Here is a 23760-nt window from a genome sequence, read left to right as displayed (position 1 = left end):
TTTATTTTTATAAGTTTTTTTAGTAAGAAACCTTACTTTTTTAAGGTTATTTTTTACATTTTTTCAATACAAAGTTTTCTGAAAGTTAGTTATATACTCATTTTTCAATAATTCCAAAAAGGAGATGACAAATTGTCACCTCCTATTATTTACCTTGTAACTTTTTTGTTAAATATACCTTCTAAACCTGTTTCTTTAACCCTATTTATTATTATCTTCTTATCTGTAGTATAAAAACCTAATTCTTTCATTCTGTTAAAATATACACTACCTGCAAAAGTAAATTTAAGTCTATCTGCATTATCTTCTTTTAATTCTTTATTTGCATAGTATATAAAATCTCCTATAGTGATACTTGTAGGTAGTTGAAGCAAATACATACCAATTGCATTTCTAGCTGCATTATGCCCTGCTAAAGACCCTGTACATATAGCTTCTGTATGCCCTACAAAAAATCCACTTTTCTCTCCTCCAACAAATAGATTTTCAACTCCTATAACTCTCATATAATTGTCTCTTGGTGCAACAGATAAATATCTTATTGAGTTTCCTCTACCTCCAGAGTATGGATCTACAATTATAGCTCCCTCAAATCCTGGTATTTTTCTTAGTTTTTCAAGTGGGTAAAATGGAGCCATAAGTTTTGCATGACCTGTATCTATTAATATCAAATTTTTTGCAAACTCAGGTAATGAATACTGTTGACATACTTTTATATCTAGTTTTTCTGTATTTATAAGTTCTTCAGGTAGTGGTACTACAGCACATCCTTTTTCATTTAAATCTCTTTGAATTTCTTCACCTAGGCTTTCTTTTAACAGTTTCATAGATCCACTAAATGCGCCTAGCTCACCAGTATTTCTTCTTCCATACATATCCTGTACTCCACATTTAGAAGTTATACTCACTCTTCCCCCAAAGGATGGACATCTAAGAACACACATAGCACATCCATTTCCATATTTAGTACAGTTGCCCATAGGTCCAGAAGATCCTGTTGTTTCTACAAAAGAATCACCATTTATTATTTCTCCGTCTTCTAATATAACAGATTTAATTTTTTTACCATCTAACTTAACATCAATTACTCTTGCAAAAAACCTTACTTCAATACCCATACTAAGTATTTTTTCTCTTACAGGTTTTTCTATTTCCGTAACATTATATATAGTAGAATGTTTATGACCTGGAAAATCCATATCTTTATGAGTTGAATACTTATCAGTAAGTTCAAATAATTCACTTGCTCCAAGGGCAATAGCCTCTTCAGTCGCAGTGTATCTACCATTGTTTCTCATTATGCCTCCAACATTTCCAAGTCCTAACAATAAATCTGTTCTTTCTAATATAACAACTTCAGCTCCTGCTTTTTTTGCAGATATTGCAGCGGCGCAACCAGCCCAACCTCCACCTATAACTACTACTTTAGCCAATTTTCATTCCCCCTACTAACTTAAAATATTATTTTAAATTTTTTAAATAGTCCCTTCCATTTATCTGAGCTTTACAAGATTTAATTCTTTTACCATTTACAACAACTGTACATCCTCCACATATTCCCTCTGCACATACTATTAAATTATTATTAGCTATAGCGAATTTTATATTTTCATCAATACTATCAACTAAATTCATTATTTCTTTATTAAATGAATTAAATCCTCCGCTATAAACTAATTCTACGTTATTTCTTCTGATGTAATCTTTTATTAAACTCTCATCTTCTTTTATATTTAAGAAATGAATATTTACATTTAGTTCTTTAATTTTATCTATAACTTCATCTAGTATAGTCCTTCTAGTGTCTACGAAAACTTCTACATGATTATTATTTTTTAGTATATATTTAATTATCTTAGGTGCATTTACTTGAGATAATCCACTTAATATTACAGCTACATTTTGATTTGCCGTTAATTTAAATTCTTTAAGTCCTAATACACCATTTAAATAAGGTCCTCTAACCCATACATCATCAAAGTTAAGTAAACTCTTAGTCTTATGACCTACCTCTTTTATAATAACCTTTAAGATTTCATTTTCAACGTCTATATCCATTACAGATATCGGCACATTATACTTTGAGTCAGTTTCACTTTTAGCTCTTAATAAAATGTATGATCCAGGATTTAATAGCTCCTCCAATAAGTTTTTTGATGCTTTAATTTCTAATAAATATATATCTTTAAGCAACTCTTTTTTCAGTTCAACTTTACATAACTCTTCGATCTTTTGATTACAGCTAGTATTTCTATTGTGTTGAAATTCATTGTATACACATACCCCCTGCCATATACAATCACATGTTTTACTACCTTGAATTAAACTACATTGAATGCAATCCCCTGAATATGCTAAGTGACATGGACAATACTTGCTCCCACAATCAGCACATGGTTGTATACATATTCTTTTCAAAAAATCACTTCCCTTGATAGTATTTGAATGTCTACTTTAAAAACTTTGCTAAATCCTATATTATTAATTTATTAACTATACATTATTTTGTTACTAATAAATTATTTATATAAATTTTGAAAAACTATATATCGCAAACCTTCCTTTTGAATATAATGTATAAAAGGACATGATTACATATAGAGTTTTTTAAATTATAGAAGGTCTTAAACATATTTTTCTATAATAATATAAAAAAGTATCATCTTAAAAGTTTATATTAAGGACTTTCTATTTATAGTACAGATTTTAAAATTGGGGTATATATATTTTATAAATTAAAAGTATAGGAGGGATTGTATTGAACTCTAGTTTTATATTTTCTAACGAACACTTAATGATTTTATTTTTCGTAGCAATATTTTTATTCTTATTACCTAAATTAACTAAGAATCTTCTTCCATACAGCTACTTAATCGAAAAAATTATATGCATATCCTTTATATTCGAAATAATACTTGAACAAATTTGTTTAATTTCTCTTGGAAATTATAGTGTTTTATATGCACTTCCAATAAGTATAACTAGAATAACCACTTATATATGTATAGCTATATTAGCTTTTAAAAAGTATCATTTATTCAATATATTTTTTTCATGGAGTATAGTTTGTGCTATTGGAGATTTGATATTTTTTAGAGATATGTATGTTGACTTTCCTCATATACTTTACTTTTTCTATATAGCTTCTAGATTATTGCTTTTATATTCTTTAGTATATTTAGTAGGAGTTAGGAAGTTTAGAGTAAACTCTACATGCCTAAAAGATAACTTTAAAGCTTGTACACTATTTTTCTTATTCATTTTTTCATTAAATACTTTTACAAATGCTAATTATTCCTATAGTTTTTCTAATCATAATTTATATAGCATCTTCTTATTTATGATAATTTCATCTTTAATTTATCTTCCTATAATTTTAAACAATAGAGATAATATAAATATTAATTTTAAGCGAAAAAATAAGTTGTAAGAGTATTATTCAACACTCTTACAACTTATTTTTTTATCTAATATCTTTTTATTTACCTTAACTATATATGATGATATAAAAAATATAATTATAGATACAATTCCAATAAATATTATACTTATGTTGGCATTAACTTTTATATAATTTTTCAATAAAAATATAGGCACAACCAAAATTACAGCAGTTAAATTATATAAAATTTTATATTTTATTGGTTCTTCACCTATCCCATATTTTTTAGCCCTATACATTTTTAAATAAGTTAAAAGTAACGAAATTAAAAAAGCCCCAAATAATATATAAACAAAATATTTGCTTACTATTGGTCTTTCCAAAATTAAGTCACATCCTAATGCAAGTATAGCTACAACCAGTGAAAACTTCTTAATAGTTTCTAAGTATACAACATATAATGATGTGTTCTTCACATAGTTACTACACAACTTGTCACAAAACTCTTTAGGATTTACCACATAATTTTCTAAATCAATACCTTTAGAACTCAAATTTACATACATATTATAGAGTTTTTGGTTAATTTGTCTTTTGTGAATTTCTAACATATTTAGATTTCTTATATACTTTATCATATCAGTATATACATTAAAATTCTTTTCAGTATAATCTAATTTGTTATCCCCCATAAATCCACCCCATTAAATTTTAAATATTATATATTAATTATATCACATGTACTAATTATTTTTTTAATTTTCTGATTATATAAAAAAAAACTCGCTATTAAGCGAGTAAATTACATACTTTCATGTAAGAAGAAAATTTAAAATCTTAGGTTATTTTAATTATACCACAATTTGCCTAGCATTGTATAATTTTGAATCAAATTAAATTATTTGCTTACATAAGTTCTTTCATTATATCTATAGTTTTTTGCAAGCTTTGTTCAAGTTCTTTCTTTTTAATTAAATCTAGTTTGTTAAGTTTATCATTTATTATTTGCATAAATTTTTCAATTTCTTGATTTGCTACTTCTTCACCTTCAGTAGTTATACCATAAAAAGTATTTCTTCTATCACTTGGATCTTCTTCTCTATACACATATCCAAGTTCAACTAATTTATTTAAAAGTATACATAAGCTTGATGTAGATACATATAATTCTCTACTTAAATTTTTCAATTCTATTTTCCCAAGTTTTTGTATTTCTACTAATGTAAAAAATTGCTTCTTTGTTAATACTTTTCCTAGTTTATATCTATCTGTATTTGTAGTCTTTATTAGGTTTTGATAGTTGTTCATGCTTTGTAGCATTAACTTTGATATATCTTTATTATCCATTTAATCACCTCTATTAATATTGACAATCCTTATATTTAATTAACCCTATATATATTATACTATTATTTTTCTAATTTTTTAAGTAACAAATAATTTAGTTATAAAATATTTATTATATTTAATGTTTAAGAATTTATATAATTTAGTAAAATTTACGGTATTTTGCCAAAATATAGACTTATTTTAATAATACTATTATACATATTTTTTTAATATTTTTATATAAAGTATAGTATTTTTTAAAAAAATAAATAAAAACCATAGAAATATCAAGTTTAATTTCCATGGTTTTTATTTATATTTTAGCATTCTTTATTATTTTTAACTTCCTCATTACTACCTTTTAATTTTTGAATTTTTTCTAAAACTTTAGGCGTTACACTCAAAATATTGTCTACCATGTTTATATTATGATCCAAACTCATAAGTCTAGTTTCTCCATTTTCAACGACAACAAAAGCTACTGGTTGAAGTGATACTGCTCCTGCACTACCACCTGCAAAATTTGAATCATCCACATTATCTAATTCTTTATGCCTATTATCAACTTTTCCTCTTGAATACTCTCCTCCACCTATCCCAAACCCTATAGTTACTTTAGAAATTGGAACAACAACTGTGTTTTCAGCTTTTATTGGATCTCCAATTATAGTATTAGCATCTATTGTAGATCTAATAGATTCAAGAGTTGTATCCATTAGATTTTTTATAGAACTTGCTGATCTCATTTGCATTTTCCTCCTTATTATATTTTATTTTTTTATATTTTCTAATTTGAAAATATATTTTAAATATTCCTTTGATTATAATAATTATATCTTTTATAGTAGGACTTAAATGTAATATCCCTCTATACCTAATATAGTTTCTCGTATAACATGGTCTAACTTTTAAATACATCTTTTCAGACTCAAAGTAATTACTAATATTTCCATATACCGCATTAACTAAAACATATATAAATGAAGTCAAACTTATATTTTCATTTCCATAACTTAAGTTAGAGTACACTTCAGTTATTTTTATTTTTTTTGACATTCTATATAATACTACTAAATTTGCAACTTCTATCTTTTTTAAATCAAACCTTTTAGAAGAGCTTTTATCCTCCTTATTTTTTCTATATTTTGATTTGCTTTTTTTCTTTTCTTTTTTAGTTATAGGGTATAAAGTTTTTGTCATATTTATTAAATTGAAAAAAAATTTTATAGTTACTTTTACACTAACCTTTTCATTTTCTACTTCAGACACAATTATTAAATGAATACTTCTATTTAATAGAAATATTATACTTAATATTATAGGCAAGCTAAAAACAATGTAGGAAAGTAATATATGACCCATATCTTTATAATTCATATTTATATTATTTTCCATTTCTTCAAATCTATTCATTATAAATTTAAAATAAAAAAACTGATATATAATTTTAAATTATATATCAGTTTTTTTATTTATTCTTTTTCATAATTTTCAATTGGAGGTAAATCCTCTAATTTCTCTATGTTTAATAGCTTCAAAAATTCATTTGTAGTTTTGTAAATTATAGGTTTACCTATTTTGTCTAATCTTCCAGCTTCATAGATAAGTTCATTTTCAAGAAGAGTTTGCACTACCTTATCACTTTTAACCCCTCTTATTTCTTCTAATTCCACCTTTGTTATTGGCTGCTTATACGCTATAATTGTTAAAGTTTCTAAAGTTGCTTGACTTAAAGTTTTCTTTCTTTTAGGCTCTAATATATTTTTTACAAAAGATGAATATTCCTTATTTGTACACATTTGATATTTATCTTGCAATTTAATAATTTGAATTCCTCTATTATTTATCTTATAGTCCTCAATTAGACTATTTAACATAATCTCTATTTCTTTAGAAGAAAGTTCTTCATTTATAGCATAGTTTAATTCCTTTATAGTTATAGGCTCGCTATATGCAAACATTATAGCTTCTATAATATTTTTTATCTCTTCACGTCTCATATTAACTCTCCATATTCCTCTTTATTAAAATATCATCAAAGAATAAATCTTGTACAACAATAACTTCATTAGTTTTTATAAGTTCTAATACTGATAAAAATGTTGCTATTATTTCGTCTTTTTCATAGTTTGATATCAAATTCGTAAATTTAATATCTTCTTTTTCTTTAATAATATCTCTAACATAGTGCATTTTTTCTTCAACAGATATAATACGAGTTTTAACAATTTTATTTAGCTTATCGTCTTTTATTTCTTCTAATTCTTCTTTATCTACCTTCATTATGTGTGGTAGTATTTTTACTATTGCCTCTAGTGATATAGTTTCTAAATCTAACTTTTCATCTATAACTACTTCTTCTTTTTTTCTGTAAAATACATCTTCAATATAAGTTACATTATTTTTTAAATCTTCCGTAGCATTTTTAAACTTTTTATATTCTACAAGTTTTTCCATAAGCTCTAATCTTGGATCTTCTTCATTTTCATCATCTCTTTGCTTATATAGCAAATACCTAGATTTAATTTGTAGAAGTTTAGAAGCCATAGTTATAAATTCACTTGCAATCTCTAAATCAAATTCTTCAAGCATATCTAAATAAGCCAAATATTGCTTTGTTATTTCTATAATAGATATATCTTTTATATCTATTTTATGTTTTGTTATAAGGTCATATAAAAGATCAAGTGGTCCTTCATATACCTTAAGCTGTACACTATACTTCATAAATTACCTCTATTTTATATAAAATTGTAAATTATATTGTAAATATATTTACTATACTAGATAGTACATTCATTATAGGACTTAATATTATTACATGGAATCTTGTTAAAATTAAAAATATAAATATAATAGTACTCATACTTTCATATTTATAAACAAAATCATAGTATTTAACTGGTATAAAGCTTGATACTATACCCCATCCATCAAGAGGAGGTAATGGTAAAAGGTTAAATGCTGCAAATCCCATATTATATAAGAATATACTACTTAATATAAGATATAATGCTTCTATGTTGATAAAATTAAGGTTCATAATATTTGCAACTATTATAGCTGTTATAATATTGAACAATGGTCCTGCTAATGAAACAATTAAATTTCCTACCTTGTAATTTTTAAAATTATTCGGATTTACAGGTACTGGCTTAGCCCAACCAAATCTTGCCACCACAAGCATTATAAGTCCTATTGGGTCTACGTGCTTTATCGGATCTAATGTCATTCTTCCACTCATTTTTGCTGTATCATCTCCTAAAAGATGTGCTACGTATGCATGCCCAAACTCATGAACCGATATGGCAACCGCTATACCTACTGCAGTTACTAAAAACTGGCTTATTACATTCATTAATTTCTCTCCTATTTTTTAAGTTTTACTATTATTATAACAATATATACTATTATAATCAAATGAAGATTATAATGATAAAAGACCTAGAAATTCTAGGTCTTTTATTTAAAAAATGCTATCTATAACTCTTTCAAACATTTTAAAGTAACTCGCTTTATTTATATCCTTTTCACATACAAGATCTATACTACCAACTTTTTTATCACCTTTGTAAATACCTATACTTCCTAATTTAGTTCCTGCTTTAACTGGTAGTTTTATGTCTTTAGATACATCAATTTTTTTAGTAAAATCTTTACTTTCTCCTTTTTTAATAAGAGCACTTAAATCTTCTTTTGCTACTAAATTCACTTTATTATCTTGGGCCTTATCCAGTGTAAGAGTTGCCACAGTATCTCCTTTAGAGCATAATTTAACACTTTCATAGTTTGCAAATCCATAACTTAAAAGAGATGATGCATCTTTAAATCTTTCTTGAGTTGTAGTCGCTCCTAGTGTAGCTGCTACCAAATGTGTCTCTCCTCTTTTAGCTGATGCCGATAAACAGTATTTTGCTTCTTGTGTAAATCCTGTTTTAACCCCTGTTGCTCCTTGGTAGTGTTTTATCATTTTATTTGTATTTGCAAGACCTATAGAAACTCTTTTTTTACCAACTACTATTTTATCCATCCATGTTGTTAAGTATTTTGTTATTTTTTCATGTTTTAATAATTCTTTAGACATTATAGCTATATCATGCGCTGATGTGTAGTGATTATCAACTGGCAAACCATTAGTGTTAGCAAAATGAGTATCATTCATTCCTAGCGACTTAGCCTTTTCATTCATCATAGCTACGAACTCTTCTTCACTTCCTGCTATAAATTCAGCCATAGCCACACAGGCATCATTTGCAGATGCAACAGCTATTCCTTTTAAAAGATCATCTACTTTTTGTGATTCGCCTGGTTCTAAAAATATTTGACTTCCCCCCATTTCTGAAGCCCTTTCACTTATTTGCACTTCATCATCTAACTTTATTTTTCCACTGTCAAGGGCCTCTACAGCAAGCAACATAGTCATTACTTTAGTAACACTTGCTGGTGGAAGTTTTTCATGTGGATTTTTTTCAAATAGTATCTGTCCACTGCCTACATCCATTAATATAGCAGACTTAGATGATAGGTTTAAAGGTTCTTGTTCCTTTTTATCACCTGCAAAAGCAGTTATTTCCATACCCATAAAAACCATCATCATCGCTAAAACTATACTGGTAAATCGTCTCATTAATTTCACCTCTTGATGTTTTATTTGATACTATTTTTTCACATTTTACCTAATATTATGCGAAGTATTTAATAAACATCAATAGTTGTATCTATATTAATAATCTCAGCATCTGTATTTTCATATATATAATTTATTATATTATCAATAGTTGAATCAGCTTGTCTACTATCTAAACATATTCCAGCAATTCCAATAACTATACTTTGATGTATATCTTGATTATCAACTTCACTAACAGATATGTTAAATTTATTTTGAAGTTTTTTTACTATACTTTTTAAAATCATTCTTTTTTCTTTTAGTGAATGTACCCAATTTGCTCTTAATTTAACTTTTATAATTATAATTTTCATTTGCTCACCTATTTTATATATTTTTCTTTATTAAATAATGCTTAAATATCAAATAATATATTCAATTTTTTATGTAATTTAAGTATTTGTATCCCCATTATATCTTAAGGTTTATAACTATAATTTTACCTAATGACATTCCTTGATTATTATATTTTTACCCGATTTATATATATTATTTAATAGCCCCTAATATTTGTAATATATATTAAAAATATTAGGGGCTATATAGTTATATTAACTTAATTTTCCTAAGCTTCATTTATAGTCTTCATATACAGCTGATGCTAAAATTTTATTTATATTATCCATCATTGAAGTAAACTTATACTCACACTCAATATATCTACTTAGGTCTTTATTGCCTGATATAGTTTTTCTCAAGTCTTCAGCTATCTTTAATGTTTTTTTGTCTATATTTACACCTTTTATATTTTTAGACTTAATCTCCATTTGTATTTTTCTATGATTATTTAAAATGGATTCATATTTTGGGTTACTTTTTATAACTTTCATATATTTTTTAAATTCTTTATATTCTTTACTACCTTTTATATCACTTGCAAGTTTTGTAGTGCTATCATAAACCCCCATACTTTCCCTCCTAATAAAAAAAGATTGAATATAATATATTATATTCAATCTTTTTCATTTATACCTCCATTATAATAGGAAGTATCATAGGATTTCTCTTAGTTCTTTGATATAAGTACTCTTTTAAGTTATCTTTTATATTATTTTTTAAATAAGCCCATTCTTTTATATGGCTTTGTTCACATGCAACTAATACATTTTTAATTACTGATTTAGCCCCATCCATTAAATCCTCTGATTCTCTGACATATACAAATCCTCTAGAAATTATGTCTGGTCCTGCTAAAACTTTTCCATCTTCTTTAGATATAGTAACTACTACTATCATAAGTCCATCTTCAGATAAATGTTTTCTATCTCTTAAAACTATATTACCAACATCTCCAACTCCAAGACCGTCAACTAATACATTTCCTGTTGGTATATGAGATGCTACTTTTGCTGAAGTTTTATCTAATTCTAAAACTTCTCCTGTTTTCATGACAAATATATTTTGACTTGGCATTCCTAACTCTTCAGCTATTTCTGCATGTTTCTTTAACATTCTAAATTCACCATGAGCTGGCATAAAGAATTTTGGAGCAACTAATCTATGCATTAACTTTAACTCTTCTTGTCTTGCATGCCCTGAAACATGTATATCAGCTGCATCGTCATACACTACTTCTGCACCTTTTTCAAATAAGCAGTTAACTACTTTTGATATAAGCTTTTCATTTCCTGGTATTGGGTGGGCAGATATTATAACTAAATCGCCTTGTCTTATTTCAACTTTTTTATGTTCAGCTGATGCCATTCTTGCAAGAGCTGACATTGGTTCTCCTTGAGAACCTGTAGTTATTATAACTAACTCATTATCTTCATACTTGTGTATATCATTTAAATCTATAAGCATATCATCATCTATATCTATATAACCTAAATCTCTTGCAACTGCCATGACATTTACCATAGATCTTCCTGATACCGCAACTTTTCTCTCAAACTTTTGAGCTGCATTAACTATTTGTTGTAGTCTGTGTATATTTGAAGCAAATGTAGCAACTATTATTCTACTGTTGTTTGCTTTTGCAAATAATCCATCTAATCCTGTCCCAACAGTTCTCTCTGATGGATTATATCCTGGTCTTTCAACGTTTGTACTATCTGCAAGCATTAATAGCACACCTTTTTTACTTAATTCACAGATTCTATGAAAATCCATAACTTCTCCATCTATAGGAGTTAAGTCTATTTTAAAATCTCCTGTATGGAATATTATTCCTTGATCTGTATGAACTGCTATAGCACAAGCATCTGGTATACTATGATTTACTTTTAAAAACTCTACGTCAAAGTTTTTAAGTTTTATAACTTGACCTGGAGTTATAACATTTAAGTTAACATTATTTAACTTATGCTCTTTTAGTTTCACCTGTATAAGCCCCACTGTAAGTTTAGAAGCATAAACTGGAACATTTATCTTCTTTAACACATATGGTAATGCCCCTATATGGTCTTCGTGACCATGAGTTATAAATATTCCCTTTACTCTATCTTTATTTTTTACTAAGTAAGTTACATCAGGTATAACTATATCTACCCCTAACATTTCTTCTTCTGGGAAACTTAATCCTGAATCTATAACGATAATCTCATCTTTATATTCAATAGCCGTCATGTTCTTCCCGATTTCATTTAGCCCTCCCAGAGCCATAACTTTTATTTTATTCAAACTCTTTTTGAACAATTGCATCATCTCCTTTTGTCTATGTCTTTTCGCACTTTAAACTCTCGCACTTTAAAATCGTTCCTTATTAAACATACAAATAATATCAAATCACGCACTCTTTACCAGTTAATATAATTGTAACACAAGTTGAACTATATTTTAAGATATATTTAAAATACATTTACCGTATTATTTTGACAAACAATAATTATTTTGGTATTCTCAAAATATAATATTTACAGGAGGTTATAATGCGTGGTAAAACTCACTTCACTATTGGGGTACTAACCTCTTTACAAGCTTCTATGCTTTTTAATAAGCCACTTTCTCTTATGGATATTGCAGTTTGTTCATTGTTTTCAATACTGCCTGACCTAGACACATCAAACTCCATTATATCTAATACGATTTTAAATCATAATGTTTCAAAAAAAATATATAAAATCATTATATATGCTGTAAATATATTAATTTTTTTAATATCTATAAAAATAAATGATAATTTTATAATAAGTTCTTTAGTAACTTTTGTAGCAATAGTAATACTAGAAGCTAAGATTTCCCATGGATTTTTAAGGAGGCTATTTTTATCATTAATATTTATATTGTTAACAATTTCTATTTACCTAATTAATGGTAAATTTTATTTTATATTATTTACACTTATTTTAGCGTCATTTCCATGGCTTAAACATAGAAAACTATCACATAGCTTATTAGCTATTTTTATAATAGGTTTTGTACTTAAACAAATAGAGTTAATAACTAATATATCTAATTTATGCTTTTTTGGAACTATAGGATATTCATCTCATTTATTTTTAGGAGATTTATTTACAAAGTCAGGCATACCTCTTTTCTATCCGTTTAGTGAAAAGAAGTTTTCGCTTGGATTTTTAAAGGTTGGAGGGTCTTTAAGTAATTTCTTGGAGATTGTATTTGTAGTATTTTTATTTTGTTTAATACTATTGACGTTAATAAAATTTTAAGCCCCAAAAGGGGCTTTTTTTATTTACAGTCTTCACATAATCCATAAAATTTAAGATCGTGATCTAATATACTAAATTTGTATAAGTTTTGTATTTCTAGTTCAATAGAGTCTAATAAATCTTCTTTTACTTCTATTATTTTACCACAGTTTTTACATATTAAATGATGATGGTTATGAGCATCTGAGTCATCTAAATCAATTTCATATCTTATACATCCATCATCTAGATTCAACTTTGAAATAGCTCCTACTTCATCTAATAACTGCATAGTTCTATAAACTGTAGCTAATCCTATCTCTGGACAATCTACTCTTACAAAATCATATATTTCTTCACTGCTTAAATGTTTGTCCTTATGTTTTAATAACGTCTCTATTATAGCTCTTCTTTGAGGTGTTATTTTAAATCCCGTTTCTTTTAATTTTTCTTTTAATACTTCCATTTGACTCATTAACCTTTACCACCTTTGTTTTCAACTGATAATCTTTATTAATTATTTTAGTTGATAATATTGATTTTGTCAATATATCTCCTAGTGTTAACCTATTAAAAACTAAATAAAAGTAAAGATATTATTATCTTTACTTTTATAAATATACCCAAAATTTGTGTTACTTAATAAATTTTTTAATTACTATACATAAAATCTTTTAAAATTTTTAAATTTTCTGTTTTATCCCATTTAACTACAAAACTATTGTTCTTTAATAACTTTCCTGATTCTCTATGATTCTTAACTGGAAATTCCATTTGTTTTATATCATAATCATAAATATTTCTAAGTATATTGGCTAGTGAAATAAGTTTAGTAATAGATATGTTTATATCTACATAAGGTAATAACTCTTTTATAACTGTAGGATAACTACTTACTGGTAGTTCTATTAACTTATTGGCTATACTTTTTAATACATCCCTTTGCCTTTTATCTCTTTCATATATACTATCAATTTGTCTTATTCTAGCATAAGATAAGGCTTGATATCCATTTAATAACTGTCTCCCACTACTTCTTATAAATTGAGGTTCTTCTGCTTCTTTATTTGATACCTTAAAAGAATTTACTATTATATCATTTAAATGACTAATCTCTTTTTCTTGTATATCAACTTCAACCCCGCCTAATATATCAACTAAATCTATAAAAGAGTTAAAATTTACAGTAATATAGTCATCTATATCTATATAAAAATTTTTTTGTATTGTTTCTAGTAATAGATCAGCTTTTCCATATGCATATGCATGAGTTAGCTTTTCAAATCCATACCTAGGTATATTAACTAGAGTATCTCGTGCTAAAGATGTAAGTTTTATATTTTTGTGATCTTTATCTATAGTTAATATCATCATAGAATCTGACCTTGCTGTTTTTTTAAAATCATTAGAGTCTGTTCCTATTAATAAAATGTTTAATACATCTTTAGTTTTTTTGCTTTTTTCTTTTTTCTCTTCTTCTTTGACTATAATATTTTCAGATTTAACCGTAGTTTTATTTGTATTTTTTTTATAATTATTTATAGCATAAATATTAGTTAGAGTCATACTTATTAAAATTATTATGCTTAAAAATATACAACATTTTTTAAATTTATTCATACGCATTACCCCTTATGTGTTTATTATCTCTATTTTAACCATATAAATAAATTTAAAACTTTTTATTAAATATTTTTAATTATTGCTTATTAGAGCATATCAAATACAATAGTCTTTATAGTAGCAAAAAATTCTCTTGCATAATATATAGGTATAAATTGATTTAAGGATTTATTTGAATAAAAATTTACATTCCCATAACCATTTTTCTTTGCTAACATAAAACTTCTAAAACTATGAAAATCTGTAGTAACAACTTTAATATTTAAATTTTTTATATCATTTTTGCTATGACTTTCTATTTTTTCTTTACTATATTTAAAATTTTCATATGTATTTGTAGACTTATCTTCCATTATAATTTTATCCTTAGGAATTTTATGCTTTACTAAATAATTTTCCATTGCCTTTGCTTCTGAAATACCTTCATCGTTTCCTTTTCCTCCAGATACAACTATATAACAATCATCTTTACTCTTTTTTAGATATTCGATTGCTTTATCTAGTCGACCTTTTAGAGTTAAACTTGGAACTGTATTTTTAACAGAAGCCCCCAGTATAATTAAGTAATCACAATCCTCTTCTAAATTTTGTTTTGGAAAAAATATTAATATACTTTCTAAGATGATAAATATAGAGATAAATATTATAAATGTTATTTTAATTATCTTTTTTAATTTTTTGTTCATATTTATCTTATTTTTTATAAAATGATAAATAATCAATACAATTCCTAATGATATAAAAAATTTATCAAAGGCCATTCCATTGTATATTACTTTAAGATATATATAATATAAAATGAAAACAAATCCAATTATTAAGTCTAAATATTTACTCACTCAAACCTCCTAAAGTATTATTTTATTTATAAGAATTTAAATTTAAAAAGGAGCACCATTTAGATACTCCCATTTATAAACTATACAATTTTGAATTTTTAACTATTCTTCGTCGTAATCTAATCCTTCTTCTTCCATTAAAGTGTTGTAAACAGCTACAACTGTTTCATACTCTTCATCATTTTCAAGTGGAGTTAATATATCTCCTTCTTCATCACTGTCAATTCTAAATATTAAAGCTTCTTCTGCTTCATTGTCATCTAAAGGCATTAATATAGCATATTCTTTTCCTTCAGCTTCTAAAGTTAATATTATTTCAAATTGTATTTCGTTTCCATCTTGGTCTATTAAGTTTACTATATTTTCTTGCATGTTCCTCACCTCAAAGTTTAATTATTTAAATATATTATAACGTATATCTACGCTATTTTATATATGTTTTAGAAAATTCTTTTGTTATCTAAATATCCTTGTAAAATTATTACAGCAGCTAACATATCTATTACTTTTTTTCTTTTTTCTCTTCTAACATCAGCTTCTATTAAAGATCTTTCTGCTGCTACTGTAGATAATCTTTCATCCCAGTATTCTATTTTTATACCAGTTTCTTGTTCTAAAAGTTCACAAAACTTTATTACCTTTTCACCTTGTGGGCCTAATGTTCCATTCATGTTTTTAGGAAGTCCTGATACAATTTTATTTACTTGTCTTTCTTTTATTATAGCCTTTAATTCTTCTATATCTTTCTTTTTACCCACTCTTTTAACAGTTTTAACACCTTGAGCTGTAATTCCCATAAGATCACTAACTGCAACCCCTATAGTTTTGTCTCCAACATCAAGACCCATTATTCTTCCGTCTAATATCATTTAGTTCTCCTTGATTAATCAAATTTCTTAAATTTTTATTATATGTATATACTATATTCTTATTGTGCTCTAAATTCAACACATTATGTATAAATTCTTCCATATGAAACTATATTATATAACTTAAAAATCATTAATTTAATAAATTAAAAATTAGGGACGTAACATTTAGTTACCTCCCTAATTATAGTAGTAAACTATTCTTTATCAAAAATCATCATATTTACACTCATAACTAATAGTGGTATTAGTATATATATTGAACCTGTTCCAGCTGCAACTATTCCTGAATCATTAAATATTAAAGCAACTATACACCCTACAATTATAGCTACAAACCCTTTAAACACATATGGATATTTGTCTGCTAATTTTTTAAAGTGTCTTGAAGGCTTGAATATAAATTTGCTCATAAATCCTGCAACTATTAAAGCTATTACAATAAAGATATTACTTGTAGCTATATCTACATTCATCTGTATTTTTCTAGTAAATGTCTGGATTATAGCTCCTGGCCCATTTAACATTATTTGATTTACAAACCCAGATAAATGAGATTGACTTTTTGATACAATATCTAAAGTAGCAAATAATCCTACTAAAATAACAGGAACTAATCCCAATAATATAGATTTTTTCAAATCCATCTTTACATCAAATATCAGTAATATAAATAACACATATGCTACAGATTCAGATATACATCCTCCAACATTAGCACCCATAGATGGATATGCACTTGTTATCAATATAACTAAAGCAAACATAATAACTACCCATCTTGGTATTTTTTTATAGTTTAGTAAAACTGAAAGTGCAAATATTGCACATCCAATCGTTACACCTTCATATTCATTTCCTACTCCATAATATCTAGCACCTATTATTGCATCATAGCTCATAATATTATTTTGCATTAAGTGTGTTCCAAATATAGAGTCTATAACTATTACTATTATAGTCATTAAAGAGAAGAACATAAGATATGTCATATCTTTTTTGAAAAATATCTTTCCAATTGTATATAGACCTATGAGCGTACCTACTATGCCCATAGTTATTCCTGCTTTAGTTGATAAATTGAATATAGGAGCTAGAATAAATGCAAGTGGTAATAAAATTCCTAACTTCACAATTTCTTTTAATATCTTAAATACAACTTCTTTTTTAGGAATTTTATTTCTAAAAAAGACTAAAAGTATAGTACAAATTACCCATGCCGCCGCAACTATTCCTACAGATGTATTTACTATAGTACTTCTTACTCCCAACATAGATACCATTTTTTCAAACTCATGGTTTATAAATTCTACATTGTTTGCTTTCTTTACATCTATAAATTTCTTTCCTAGCATATTTTCATTTACTAAACCAAATTTAGAAAGAATATCTACACCAATATCGATATTTCCAACTACACCTTCTCTTCTAGTAGTGGCTGATTTTAATACTCCTTTTGAAGATCCATCAAATTTAATTATTGGAGATAATCTTTTTTGATTTTTATAATCTTCATTGCTTGGAAATGTTGATGTTATATAAATTGTATCATTTTTATTTGCCATTTTAAAAACTTCTTCTAGATATGAATTTATTTTATTATATATTCTTAATTTCATCTCTTTATAAGTTTTTTCATTTAAATAATCTTTATATTCATCTAATCTGTAAGTATCTCCAAGTTCTACAAATAAAACATCGCTGTTATCGTAAAACTTTTTAGTATCACTTTTTAGCTTATTATAATCAGTACTTATTCCATAAGGCATAGTATTATCTTTTATATTTATATTATCAACATTACCATTTTCTACTCTTCCAATGTTGTCCATAGCCATTAATGCTATATTTCTATTTTTTAATAATTCTCCATTATTAACTTTGTCAGCATTACCTATAACAGAAGTCTTTATTTTCTTGTCCGCTAAAGTTTGCCCTAGTGAACCAAGTTTTGATCCATAAGAACCATTCTCTAAGTTTTCACTTAGAGAATAGTTTATAGTCATGTCATTTATTTTTTTAGGATTGTGTCCTGTTTCAGCTTTATAAGCAGGTCCATTATCTTTGTTTAATTCTTCAAAATTTATAAGACTTTGGCTTGGCATTGTAACTCTACCACCTGCTCCTATAGCTGCATATGACCTTCTATCATCAGTTCCTCGGTCACCTCTGATATTCATAAGCCCTATATAACCTTCATTTTCTACTTTTTTGCTTAAAGCTTGTATACTTAACATATCATCTAGACTTGTTCTATTCATATTAATAAGTATTACTTTACCTTTTTCCTCTGCAAAACTAACTGTAGACATAGAGCTTATAAGTACTATTAAAGTAGTTAATAAGGATACAATCTTTTTTTTCATAAGATTGACCTACTTTCTATTGTTCAAATAATAAGTGATAACCTCTTCTAAAATTTCATCTCTTTCAAACTTCTTCATGATTCCTCTAGCATTGTTATGACTTGTTATATAACTAGAGTCTCCTGAAAGAATGTATCCTATAATTTGGTTTATAGGGTTGTATCCTTTTTCCTTAAGAGCGCTATATACTAAATCTATTGCTTCACTAACACTCATTTGTTCAGATGTTATACCTTCGAATTTCATTGTATAATCCATATTTTCATTCATATTACAACACCCCTATCTTTTTATTTTATTTGTTTTTTGTTTTATTACTTTACTTGAGATTTTAACACATCTTTTGCATGATTTAAAGCTTCATCGACCTTATTTACATCAGGAGCTCCAGCTTGAGCCATATTAGGTCTTCCTCCACCTTTTCCACCAGCAATTTGAGCAACTTCTTTAACTATGTTTCCAGCATGAACACCTTTTTCAACTACATCTTTAGTAGCTGTTGCAACAAAGTTTATTTTTCCTCCAGCTACATTTGCTAAAACAACTACACCTGAAGATAATTTATCTCTTAACGTATCTGCAGTATTTCTAAGTGTATCCATATCCATATCTTCAAACTTAGATGTAACAATGTTTACTCCATTTATATCTACTTTAGAGTCTAATATAGAGTCTGCAGATTGTAAACTCATTTTAGCTTTAACTTCGTTTAACTCTTTAGCCAATGATTTAGTTTCATCTAATAAATGTCCTACTCTTGCTACTAGATTATCTTCTTTAGCTTTTACAGTAGTACATACTTCATTTATTAAATTTTGTTTATTATTTAGGAAATAATATACTTCCTTACCAGTTATAGCTTCTATTCTTCTTACACCAGCTGCAACTCCACCTTCAGAAAGTATTTTAAACATACCGATTTGAGAAGTATTTGTTAAGTGAGTTCCTCCACATAATTCTATAGAATATTCTCCCATAGATACAACTCTTACTTCATCTCCGTATTTTTCACCAAATAATGCAGTAGCACCTTTATTAGAAGCGTCTGTCATACTCATGTTTTCACAAGTTATATCTAAAGCTTCAAATATCATATCATTTACTTTTTCTTCTATAACTTTTAACTCATCTTTTGATATTGCTTCAAAGTGAGTTACGTCAAATCTTAATCTTTCAGGAGTAACAAGTGATCCAGCTTGGTTAACATGTTCTCCTAAAACTTCTTTTAATACTTTGTGTAGTATATGAGTAGCACTATGGTTTCTAGCTGAAGCTAATCTTACTTCTTTATCTACCTTAGTATACACAACATCTCCTACATTTATCATTCCTGATTTTACAACACATATATGTTTTATAGTATTGTTTGGTCCTTTTTTAGTATCTATAACTTCAACAACTACATCTTCATTTTTATTAACTAAAAGACCTTTATCTCCTACTTGACCTCCACCTTCTGGATAAAAAGCAGTTTTATCAAGAACTATTATAACTTCATCTCCTACAGATGCTGATTTAACTAATTCATTTTCTTTAGCTATACCTTTTACAGTTGATTCTATAGATAATGTTTCATATCCTTCAAAATCCGTAACTATATCTTTATCTAGTTTAGCTATAGCATCTTCTTTCCAAGCTTCTGAGTCCATATTTCCTCTAGCATCTCTTGCTGTTTGTCTTTGTTTTTCCATCTCAGCTTGGAAACCTTCTTCATCTATTTCTAAATGTTCTTCTTCTAATATTTCTTTAGTTAAATCTACAGGGAATCCATAAGTATCATATAATCTAAATGCATTTTCTCCACTTAAAGTTTTTTCGTTATTAGATTTTAATTCTTCTATATAAGAAGCTAATATTTCACTTCCCTTATCTATTGTTTCATTGAATTTTTCTTCTTCTATTCTTATAACCTTTTTAATATATTCAGCTTTTTCAACTAGTTCTGGGTAAGCTTCTCCACTTACAGCTATAACTTCATCAACTAATTTATATAAGAATGGCTCTTTCATTCCAAGTAATTTTCCATTTCTTGCTGCTCTTCTTAATAATCTTCTAAGAACATAACCTCTACCTTCATTTGATGGTAATACTCCATCTGCAACTAAGAAACTTACACTTCTTATATGGTCAGTTATTATTCTTATAGATTTATCAACTTTATATTCTTTTCCATAATTAGAGTTTGTCATTTTTTCAACAGCATTTAATATATGCTTTATAGTATCAACGTCAAATATAGTATCAACACCTTGCATTATACAAGCTATTCTCTCAAGACCCATACCTGTATCTATATTCTTATTTTCAAGTGGGTTGTAGTTTCCTTCTTCATCTTTGTTAAATTGAGAGAAAACATGGTTCCAAAACTCTAAATATCTATCACAGTCACATCCTGGTTTACAATCTGGGTTGTCACATCCATATTCTTCACCTCTGTCAAAGTGTATTTCTGAACATGGTCCACAAGCACCTGTACCTATTTCCCAGAAGTTATCTTCTTTTCCTAATCTCACTATTCTTTCTTTTGGTATTCCTATTTCTTTTTCCCATATTTCAAAAGCTTCATCATCTTCTAAGTATACACTTACCCATATTTTATCTTGAGGTATGTTTAAATGTTCTGTAACAAATTCCCATCCCCATTTTAATGTCTCTTCCTTAAAATAATCTCCAAATGAGAAGTTTCCAAGCATTTCAAATAATGTAGCATGTCTAGCTGTAACCCCTACATTTTCTATATCTCCAGTTCTTACACATTTTTGACAAGTTGTCATTCTCTTACTTGGCGGTATTTCTGTACCTGAAAAATAATTTTTAAGTGGTGCCATACCAGCATTTATTAATAATAAACTCTTATCGTTATGTGGCACTAATGAATAACTTGGTTGAACTAAATGTCCTTTTGATTCAAAGAAGTTTAAAAATTTACTTCTTATTTCGTTTAATCCCATTTTTTGCATTTTTATTTCCTCCTATAATTTATGCCTTTATGATTCCTTGTATTAAAAAATCCCCGCCTCTATAAAAAACTATAGGGGCGAGGATATATCTCGCGGTACCACCCTAATTACTGTAAAAATCACAGTATCTTCGGAAAACCTTAAGTTATAACGGAACCACCGTCAACTCCTACTTAATTTCAAAGTTGATACTCCAAGACTGCTTCAATTAATCTATCGTAAGGGCTCTCACCTAATCCCTCTCTCTGTAAAGCATCAATTAATTTACTACTTCTTTTCATTGTATTTAAATTTATATTATTTATAGATATGTTACTAAATTTTCTTAAAATAATCAATAGTTTTTTTAGTAACGTACATAGTCGTTGGCGCTATGAAGTAATTTACAGACACCTTGCTCAATCAAAACAAATGTTTATTATAGGCTCTTTACTATTATTCCGCCACCTACAACTTTGTCTCCATCATACATTACTACTGATTGACCTTTAGTTATCGCCCTTTGAGGCTCGTCAAATACGATTTTAATAGTATCTTCGCCTACTTTAGTTACTGTGGCATTAGATGGTCTTGCTGAGTATCTTACTTTAGCTTGTACTCTTATAGGTTCTTTTATATCATCAATTGATATTAAGTTTATATCTTTAGCTATTAGTGCATTTGAGAATATATCTTCATTATCTCCTAATACAACAGTATTTTTTACAGGATCTATATCAACTACAAACATAGGTTTTCCAAATGCAATTCCAAGACCTTTTCTTTGACCTATAGTATAATTTATTATGCCATTATGTTTTCCTAATACATTTCCCTTAGTATCTACAAAAAATCCTGGATCAATTCTTTTTTTAGCATGTTTTTTTACATACCCTGCATAGTCATTATCTTTTACAAAGCATATTTCTTGACTATCTGGTTTGTTATGAACATCTATACCTATTTCTTTTGCAATTTCTCTTACTCTGTCTTTTTCGTAATCTCCGATTGGAAGTAATGTATGTGCTAACTGCTCTTGAGTTATATTATATAATGCATAAGTTTGATCTTTTTTATCCGTAACAGACTTTTTAAGTAAATATCTACCCGCTTCTTCATCTTTTTCTATTTTAGCATAATGTCCCGTAGCAACATAATCACATCCTATTTGACGTGCTTTATTGAAAAAGTCATCAAACTTTATATGCTTATTACAAGCTATACAAGGATTTGGTGTTCTTCCGTTTAAATATTCATCTATAAATGGCTCTATTACTTTCTCTTTAAATACATCACTAAAGTTTAATACGTAAAAAGGTATACCTATTTTATCTGCAACTTTCCTTGCATCCTCAACAGCTGCAAGTGAACAACATCCACCTTCATTTTCTATAAGCTCATCATCATCATCTTGCCATAACTTCATAGTAACTCCTATTACATCATAGCCTTGTTCTTTTAAAAGATATGCGGCAACAGAACTGTCTACCCCACCACTCATACCGATCATTACTCTTTTTTTCATATTATCACCTCGTTCTTTATATTATATATACTTTGACTTATTTTTTAAAGTATTAACTTATACCCTATCTATAAAATCATTTGCTCTTTTATATAGATAATGATTTTTTATAAATTTTCTATATGATCTTATAAACCAAATTCCACCAATTAAAACTAATATATATACAGGCCATCCAATTATACTTAAACCCATAAATACTAAGCTAATAACAATTCCTATTGTTCCCAATATTAAGCTAGTATCCATCATATAAACAAAATCTGGGAAAAAGTTTATAGTAAAAATACTCATGCCTAATAGTATTAAAATACCCACAACCATGATACCAGTAAACACAATTGGAGGAACTATTAAAACTTTGGATAATGTTTCTAGTATTTTTTCTAAGATCTTTTTTACTATTATATACTTTCTTCTATTTATTATCTTTGATATTTGAAAAGTTACCTGTTTTAAAAATTCAGCTCTATTCATAAATTACTCCTTTAAAATCCTCTATAAATAAATATATACTATAATATCTTTTTTGATGTGTTTATAACAAGTGTTTATCTCCAAAATATTTTAATTATACTTAACTATTGATATAATATAATTAAGAAAACATTTTCTTAATTATAAGGGGGCTC

At 27.0% G+C, this 23760-nt stretch carries 25 protein-coding genes and 1 other annotated feature; of the genes, 2 read left to right on the top strand and 23 right to left on the bottom strand.

The window, feature by feature from the left end:
* Window positions 1–149 precede the first annotated feature (149 nt).
* Window positions 150–1433, bottom strand: a complete 1284-nt coding sequence (locus ATCC9714_RS03230; protein WP_057544438.1) for an FAD-dependent oxidoreductase — start codon at window positions 1431–1433, stop codon at window positions 150–152.
* A gap of 28 nt (window positions 1434–1461) precedes the next feature.
* Window positions 1462–2418, bottom strand: a complete 957-nt coding sequence (locus ATCC9714_RS03225; protein WP_057544437.1) for a 2Fe-2S iron-sulfur cluster-binding protein — start codon at window positions 2416–2418, stop codon at window positions 1462–1464.
* 340 nt (window positions 2419–2758) lie between these two features.
* On the opposite strand from ATCC9714_RS03225, the gene ATCC9714_RS03220 reads away from it, so the two are divergent.
* The gene (locus tag ATCC9714_RS03220) at window positions 2759–3430 is read left to right on the top strand and encodes a TMEM164 family acyltransferase (RefSeq protein WP_021128902.1); all 672 of its coding nucleotides are present in this window, start codon (window positions 2759–2761) and stop codon (window positions 3428–3430) included.
* A 5-nt stretch (window positions 3431–3435) separates the two neighbouring features.
* Here the strand turns inward: ATCC9714_RS03220 and ATCC9714_RS03215 are convergent, their stop codons facing one another.
* From ATCC9714_RS03215 to ATCC9714_RS03165, 11 genes are all read right to left on the bottom strand, one after another.
* A complete protein-coding gene (locus ATCC9714_RS03215; protein ID WP_021125304.1) occupies window positions 3436–4074 on the bottom strand; it encodes a hypothetical protein in 639 nt (212 codons plus the stop codon).
* A gap of 214 nt (window positions 4075–4288) precedes the next feature.
* Entirely contained in the window at window positions 4289–4729 is a 441-nt protein-coding gene (locus tag ATCC9714_RS03210; protein ID WP_021125305.1) for a MarR family winged helix-turn-helix transcriptional regulator, read from the bottom strand.
* 302 nt (window positions 4730–5031) lie between these two features.
* A complete protein-coding gene (gene ytfJ / locus ATCC9714_RS03205) occupies window positions 5032–5457 on the bottom strand; it encodes a GerW family sporulation protein (protein WP_021128905.1) in 426 nt (141 codons plus the stop codon).
* On the bottom strand, window positions 5411–6106 hold the full coding sequence (locus ATCC9714_RS03200) for a hypothetical protein (protein WP_057544436.1): 696 nt from the start codon (window positions 6104–6106) through the stop codon (window positions 5411–5413). The genes ytfJ and ATCC9714_RS03200 overlap by 47 nt, the downstream gene beginning before the upstream one ends.
* Before the next feature lie 77 nt (window positions 6107–6183).
* Entirely contained in the window at window positions 6184–6711 is a 528-nt protein-coding gene (gene scpB / locus ATCC9714_RS03195) for an SMC-Scp complex subunit ScpB (protein WP_021128907.1), read from the bottom strand.
* A 1-nt stretch (window position 6712) separates the two neighbouring features.
* Window positions 6713–7438, bottom strand: a complete 726-nt coding sequence (locus tag ATCC9714_RS03190; protein ID WP_021128908.1) for a segregation and condensation protein A — start codon at window positions 7436–7438, stop codon at window positions 6713–6715.
* A gap of 31 nt (window positions 7439–7469) precedes the next feature.
* Entirely contained in the window at window positions 7470–8069 is a 600-nt protein-coding gene (locus ATCC9714_RS03185) for a site-2 protease family protein (RefSeq protein ID WP_021125313.1), read from the bottom strand.
* Between the two features lie 108 nt (window positions 8070–8177).
* Window positions 8178–9338 (bottom strand): D-alanyl-D-alanine carboxypeptidase family protein, encoded by a 1161-nt coding sequence (locus ATCC9714_RS03180; RefSeq protein WP_057544435.1) that lies wholly within the window; start codon window positions 9336–9338, stop codon window positions 8178–8180.
* Window positions 9339–9406: 68 nt separating this feature from the next.
* On the bottom strand, window positions 9407–9694 hold the full coding sequence (locus ATCC9714_RS03175; protein WP_057544434.1) for a DUF503 domain-containing protein: 288 nt from the start codon (window positions 9692–9694) through the stop codon (window positions 9407–9409).
* 258 nt (window positions 9695–9952) lie between these two features.
* Entirely contained in the window at window positions 9953–10288 is a 336-nt protein-coding gene (locus ATCC9714_RS03170; protein ID WP_021125316.1) for a YlbF family regulator, read from the bottom strand.
* Window positions 10289–10346: 58 nt separating this feature from the next.
* Window positions 10347–12023 carry a ribonuclease J gene (locus tag ATCC9714_RS03165; RefSeq protein ID WP_130624491.1) on the bottom strand — a complete coding sequence of 559 codons (1677 nt, stop codon included), beginning with the start codon at window positions 12021–12023 and terminating at the stop codon, window positions 10347–10349.
* Window positions 12024–12250: 227 nt separating this feature from the next.
* Between ATCC9714_RS03165 and ATCC9714_RS03160 the strand changes: the two genes are divergently transcribed.
* Window positions 12251–12988, top strand: a complete 738-nt coding sequence (locus ATCC9714_RS03160; RefSeq protein WP_054631459.1) for a metal-dependent hydrolase — start codon at window positions 12251–12253, stop codon at window positions 12986–12988.
* Window positions 12989–13007: 19 nt separating this feature from the next.
* Here the strand turns inward: ATCC9714_RS03160 and ATCC9714_RS03155 are convergent, their stop codons facing one another.
* The 10 genes from ATCC9714_RS03155 to ATCC9714_RS03110 all read right to left on the bottom strand — a co-directional run bounded on the left by ATCC9714_RS03155 (window position 13008) and on the right by ATCC9714_RS03110 (window position 23605).
* Complete coding sequence (locus tag ATCC9714_RS03155) at window positions 13008–13442, bottom strand: Fur family transcriptional regulator (RefSeq protein WP_038293533.1); 435 nt, start codon at window positions 13440–13442, stop codon at window positions 13008–13010.
* 176 nt (window positions 13443–13618) lie between these two features.
* A complete protein-coding gene (locus tag ATCC9714_RS03150) occupies window positions 13619–14587 on the bottom strand; it encodes an LCP family protein (protein WP_021125322.1) in 969 nt (322 codons plus the stop codon).
* An 89-nt stretch (window positions 14588–14676) separates the two neighbouring features.
* Window positions 14677–15429 carry a YdcF family protein gene (locus ATCC9714_RS03145; protein ID WP_021125323.1) on the bottom strand — a complete coding sequence of 251 codons (753 nt, stop codon included), beginning with the start codon at window positions 15427–15429 and terminating at the stop codon, window positions 14677–14679.
* A gap of 102 nt (window positions 15430–15531) precedes the next feature.
* Window positions 15532–15801 carry a DUF1292 domain-containing protein gene (locus ATCC9714_RS03140; RefSeq protein WP_054631457.1) on the bottom strand — a complete coding sequence of 90 codons (270 nt, stop codon included), beginning with the start codon at window positions 15799–15801 and terminating at the stop codon, window positions 15532–15534.
* Between the two features lie 68 nt (window positions 15802–15869).
* A complete protein-coding gene (gene ruvX, locus ATCC9714_RS03135; RefSeq protein ID WP_080653492.1) occupies window positions 15870–16295 on the bottom strand; it encodes a Holliday junction resolvase RuvX in 426 nt (141 codons plus the stop codon).
* Window positions 16296–16495: 200 nt separating this feature from the next.
* Entirely contained in the window at window positions 16496–18664 is a 2169-nt protein-coding gene (locus ATCC9714_RS03130; protein ID WP_057544433.1) for a hypothetical protein, read from the bottom strand.
* Between the two features lie 9 nt (window positions 18665–18673).
* Window positions 18674–18934, bottom strand: coding sequence for an IreB family regulatory phosphoprotein (locus ATCC9714_RS03125; RefSeq protein WP_021128919.1), 261 nt, complete (start codon window positions 18932–18934; stop codon window positions 18674–18676).
* 44 nt (window positions 18935–18978) lie between these two features.
* On the bottom strand, window positions 18979–21624 hold the full coding sequence (gene alaS, locus ATCC9714_RS03120) for an alanine--tRNA ligase (protein WP_021128920.1): 2646 nt from the start codon (window positions 21622–21624) through the stop codon (window positions 18979–18981).
* A 70-nt stretch (window positions 21625–21694) separates the two neighbouring features.
* Window positions 21695–21914: a binding site (T-box leader), on the bottom strand.
* Between the two features lie 128 nt (window positions 21915–22042).
* The gene (mnmA, locus tag ATCC9714_RS03115; protein WP_021128921.1) at window positions 22043–23128 is read right to left on the bottom strand and encodes a tRNA 2-thiouridine(34) synthase MnmA; all 1086 of its coding nucleotides are present in this window, start codon (window positions 23126–23128) and stop codon (window positions 22043–22045) included.
* Window positions 23129–23185: 57 nt separating this feature from the next.
* Window positions 23186–23605 carry a hypothetical protein gene (locus ATCC9714_RS03110; protein WP_021125336.1) on the bottom strand — a complete coding sequence of 140 codons (420 nt, stop codon included), beginning with the start codon at window positions 23603–23605 and terminating at the stop codon, window positions 23186–23188.
* Window positions 23606–23760: the final 155 nt, after the last annotated feature.

The sequence above is a fragment of the Paraclostridium sordellii genome (genome assembly GCF_000953675.1).
In the GTDB taxonomy this organism is placed as follows: Bacteria; Bacillota; Clostridia; order Peptostreptococcales; family Peptostreptococcaceae; genus Paraclostridium; species Paraclostridium sordellii.
The sequence above is the reverse complement of the archived record's forward strand: the minus strand, read 5'-3'. Positions and strand labels throughout refer to the sequence as shown.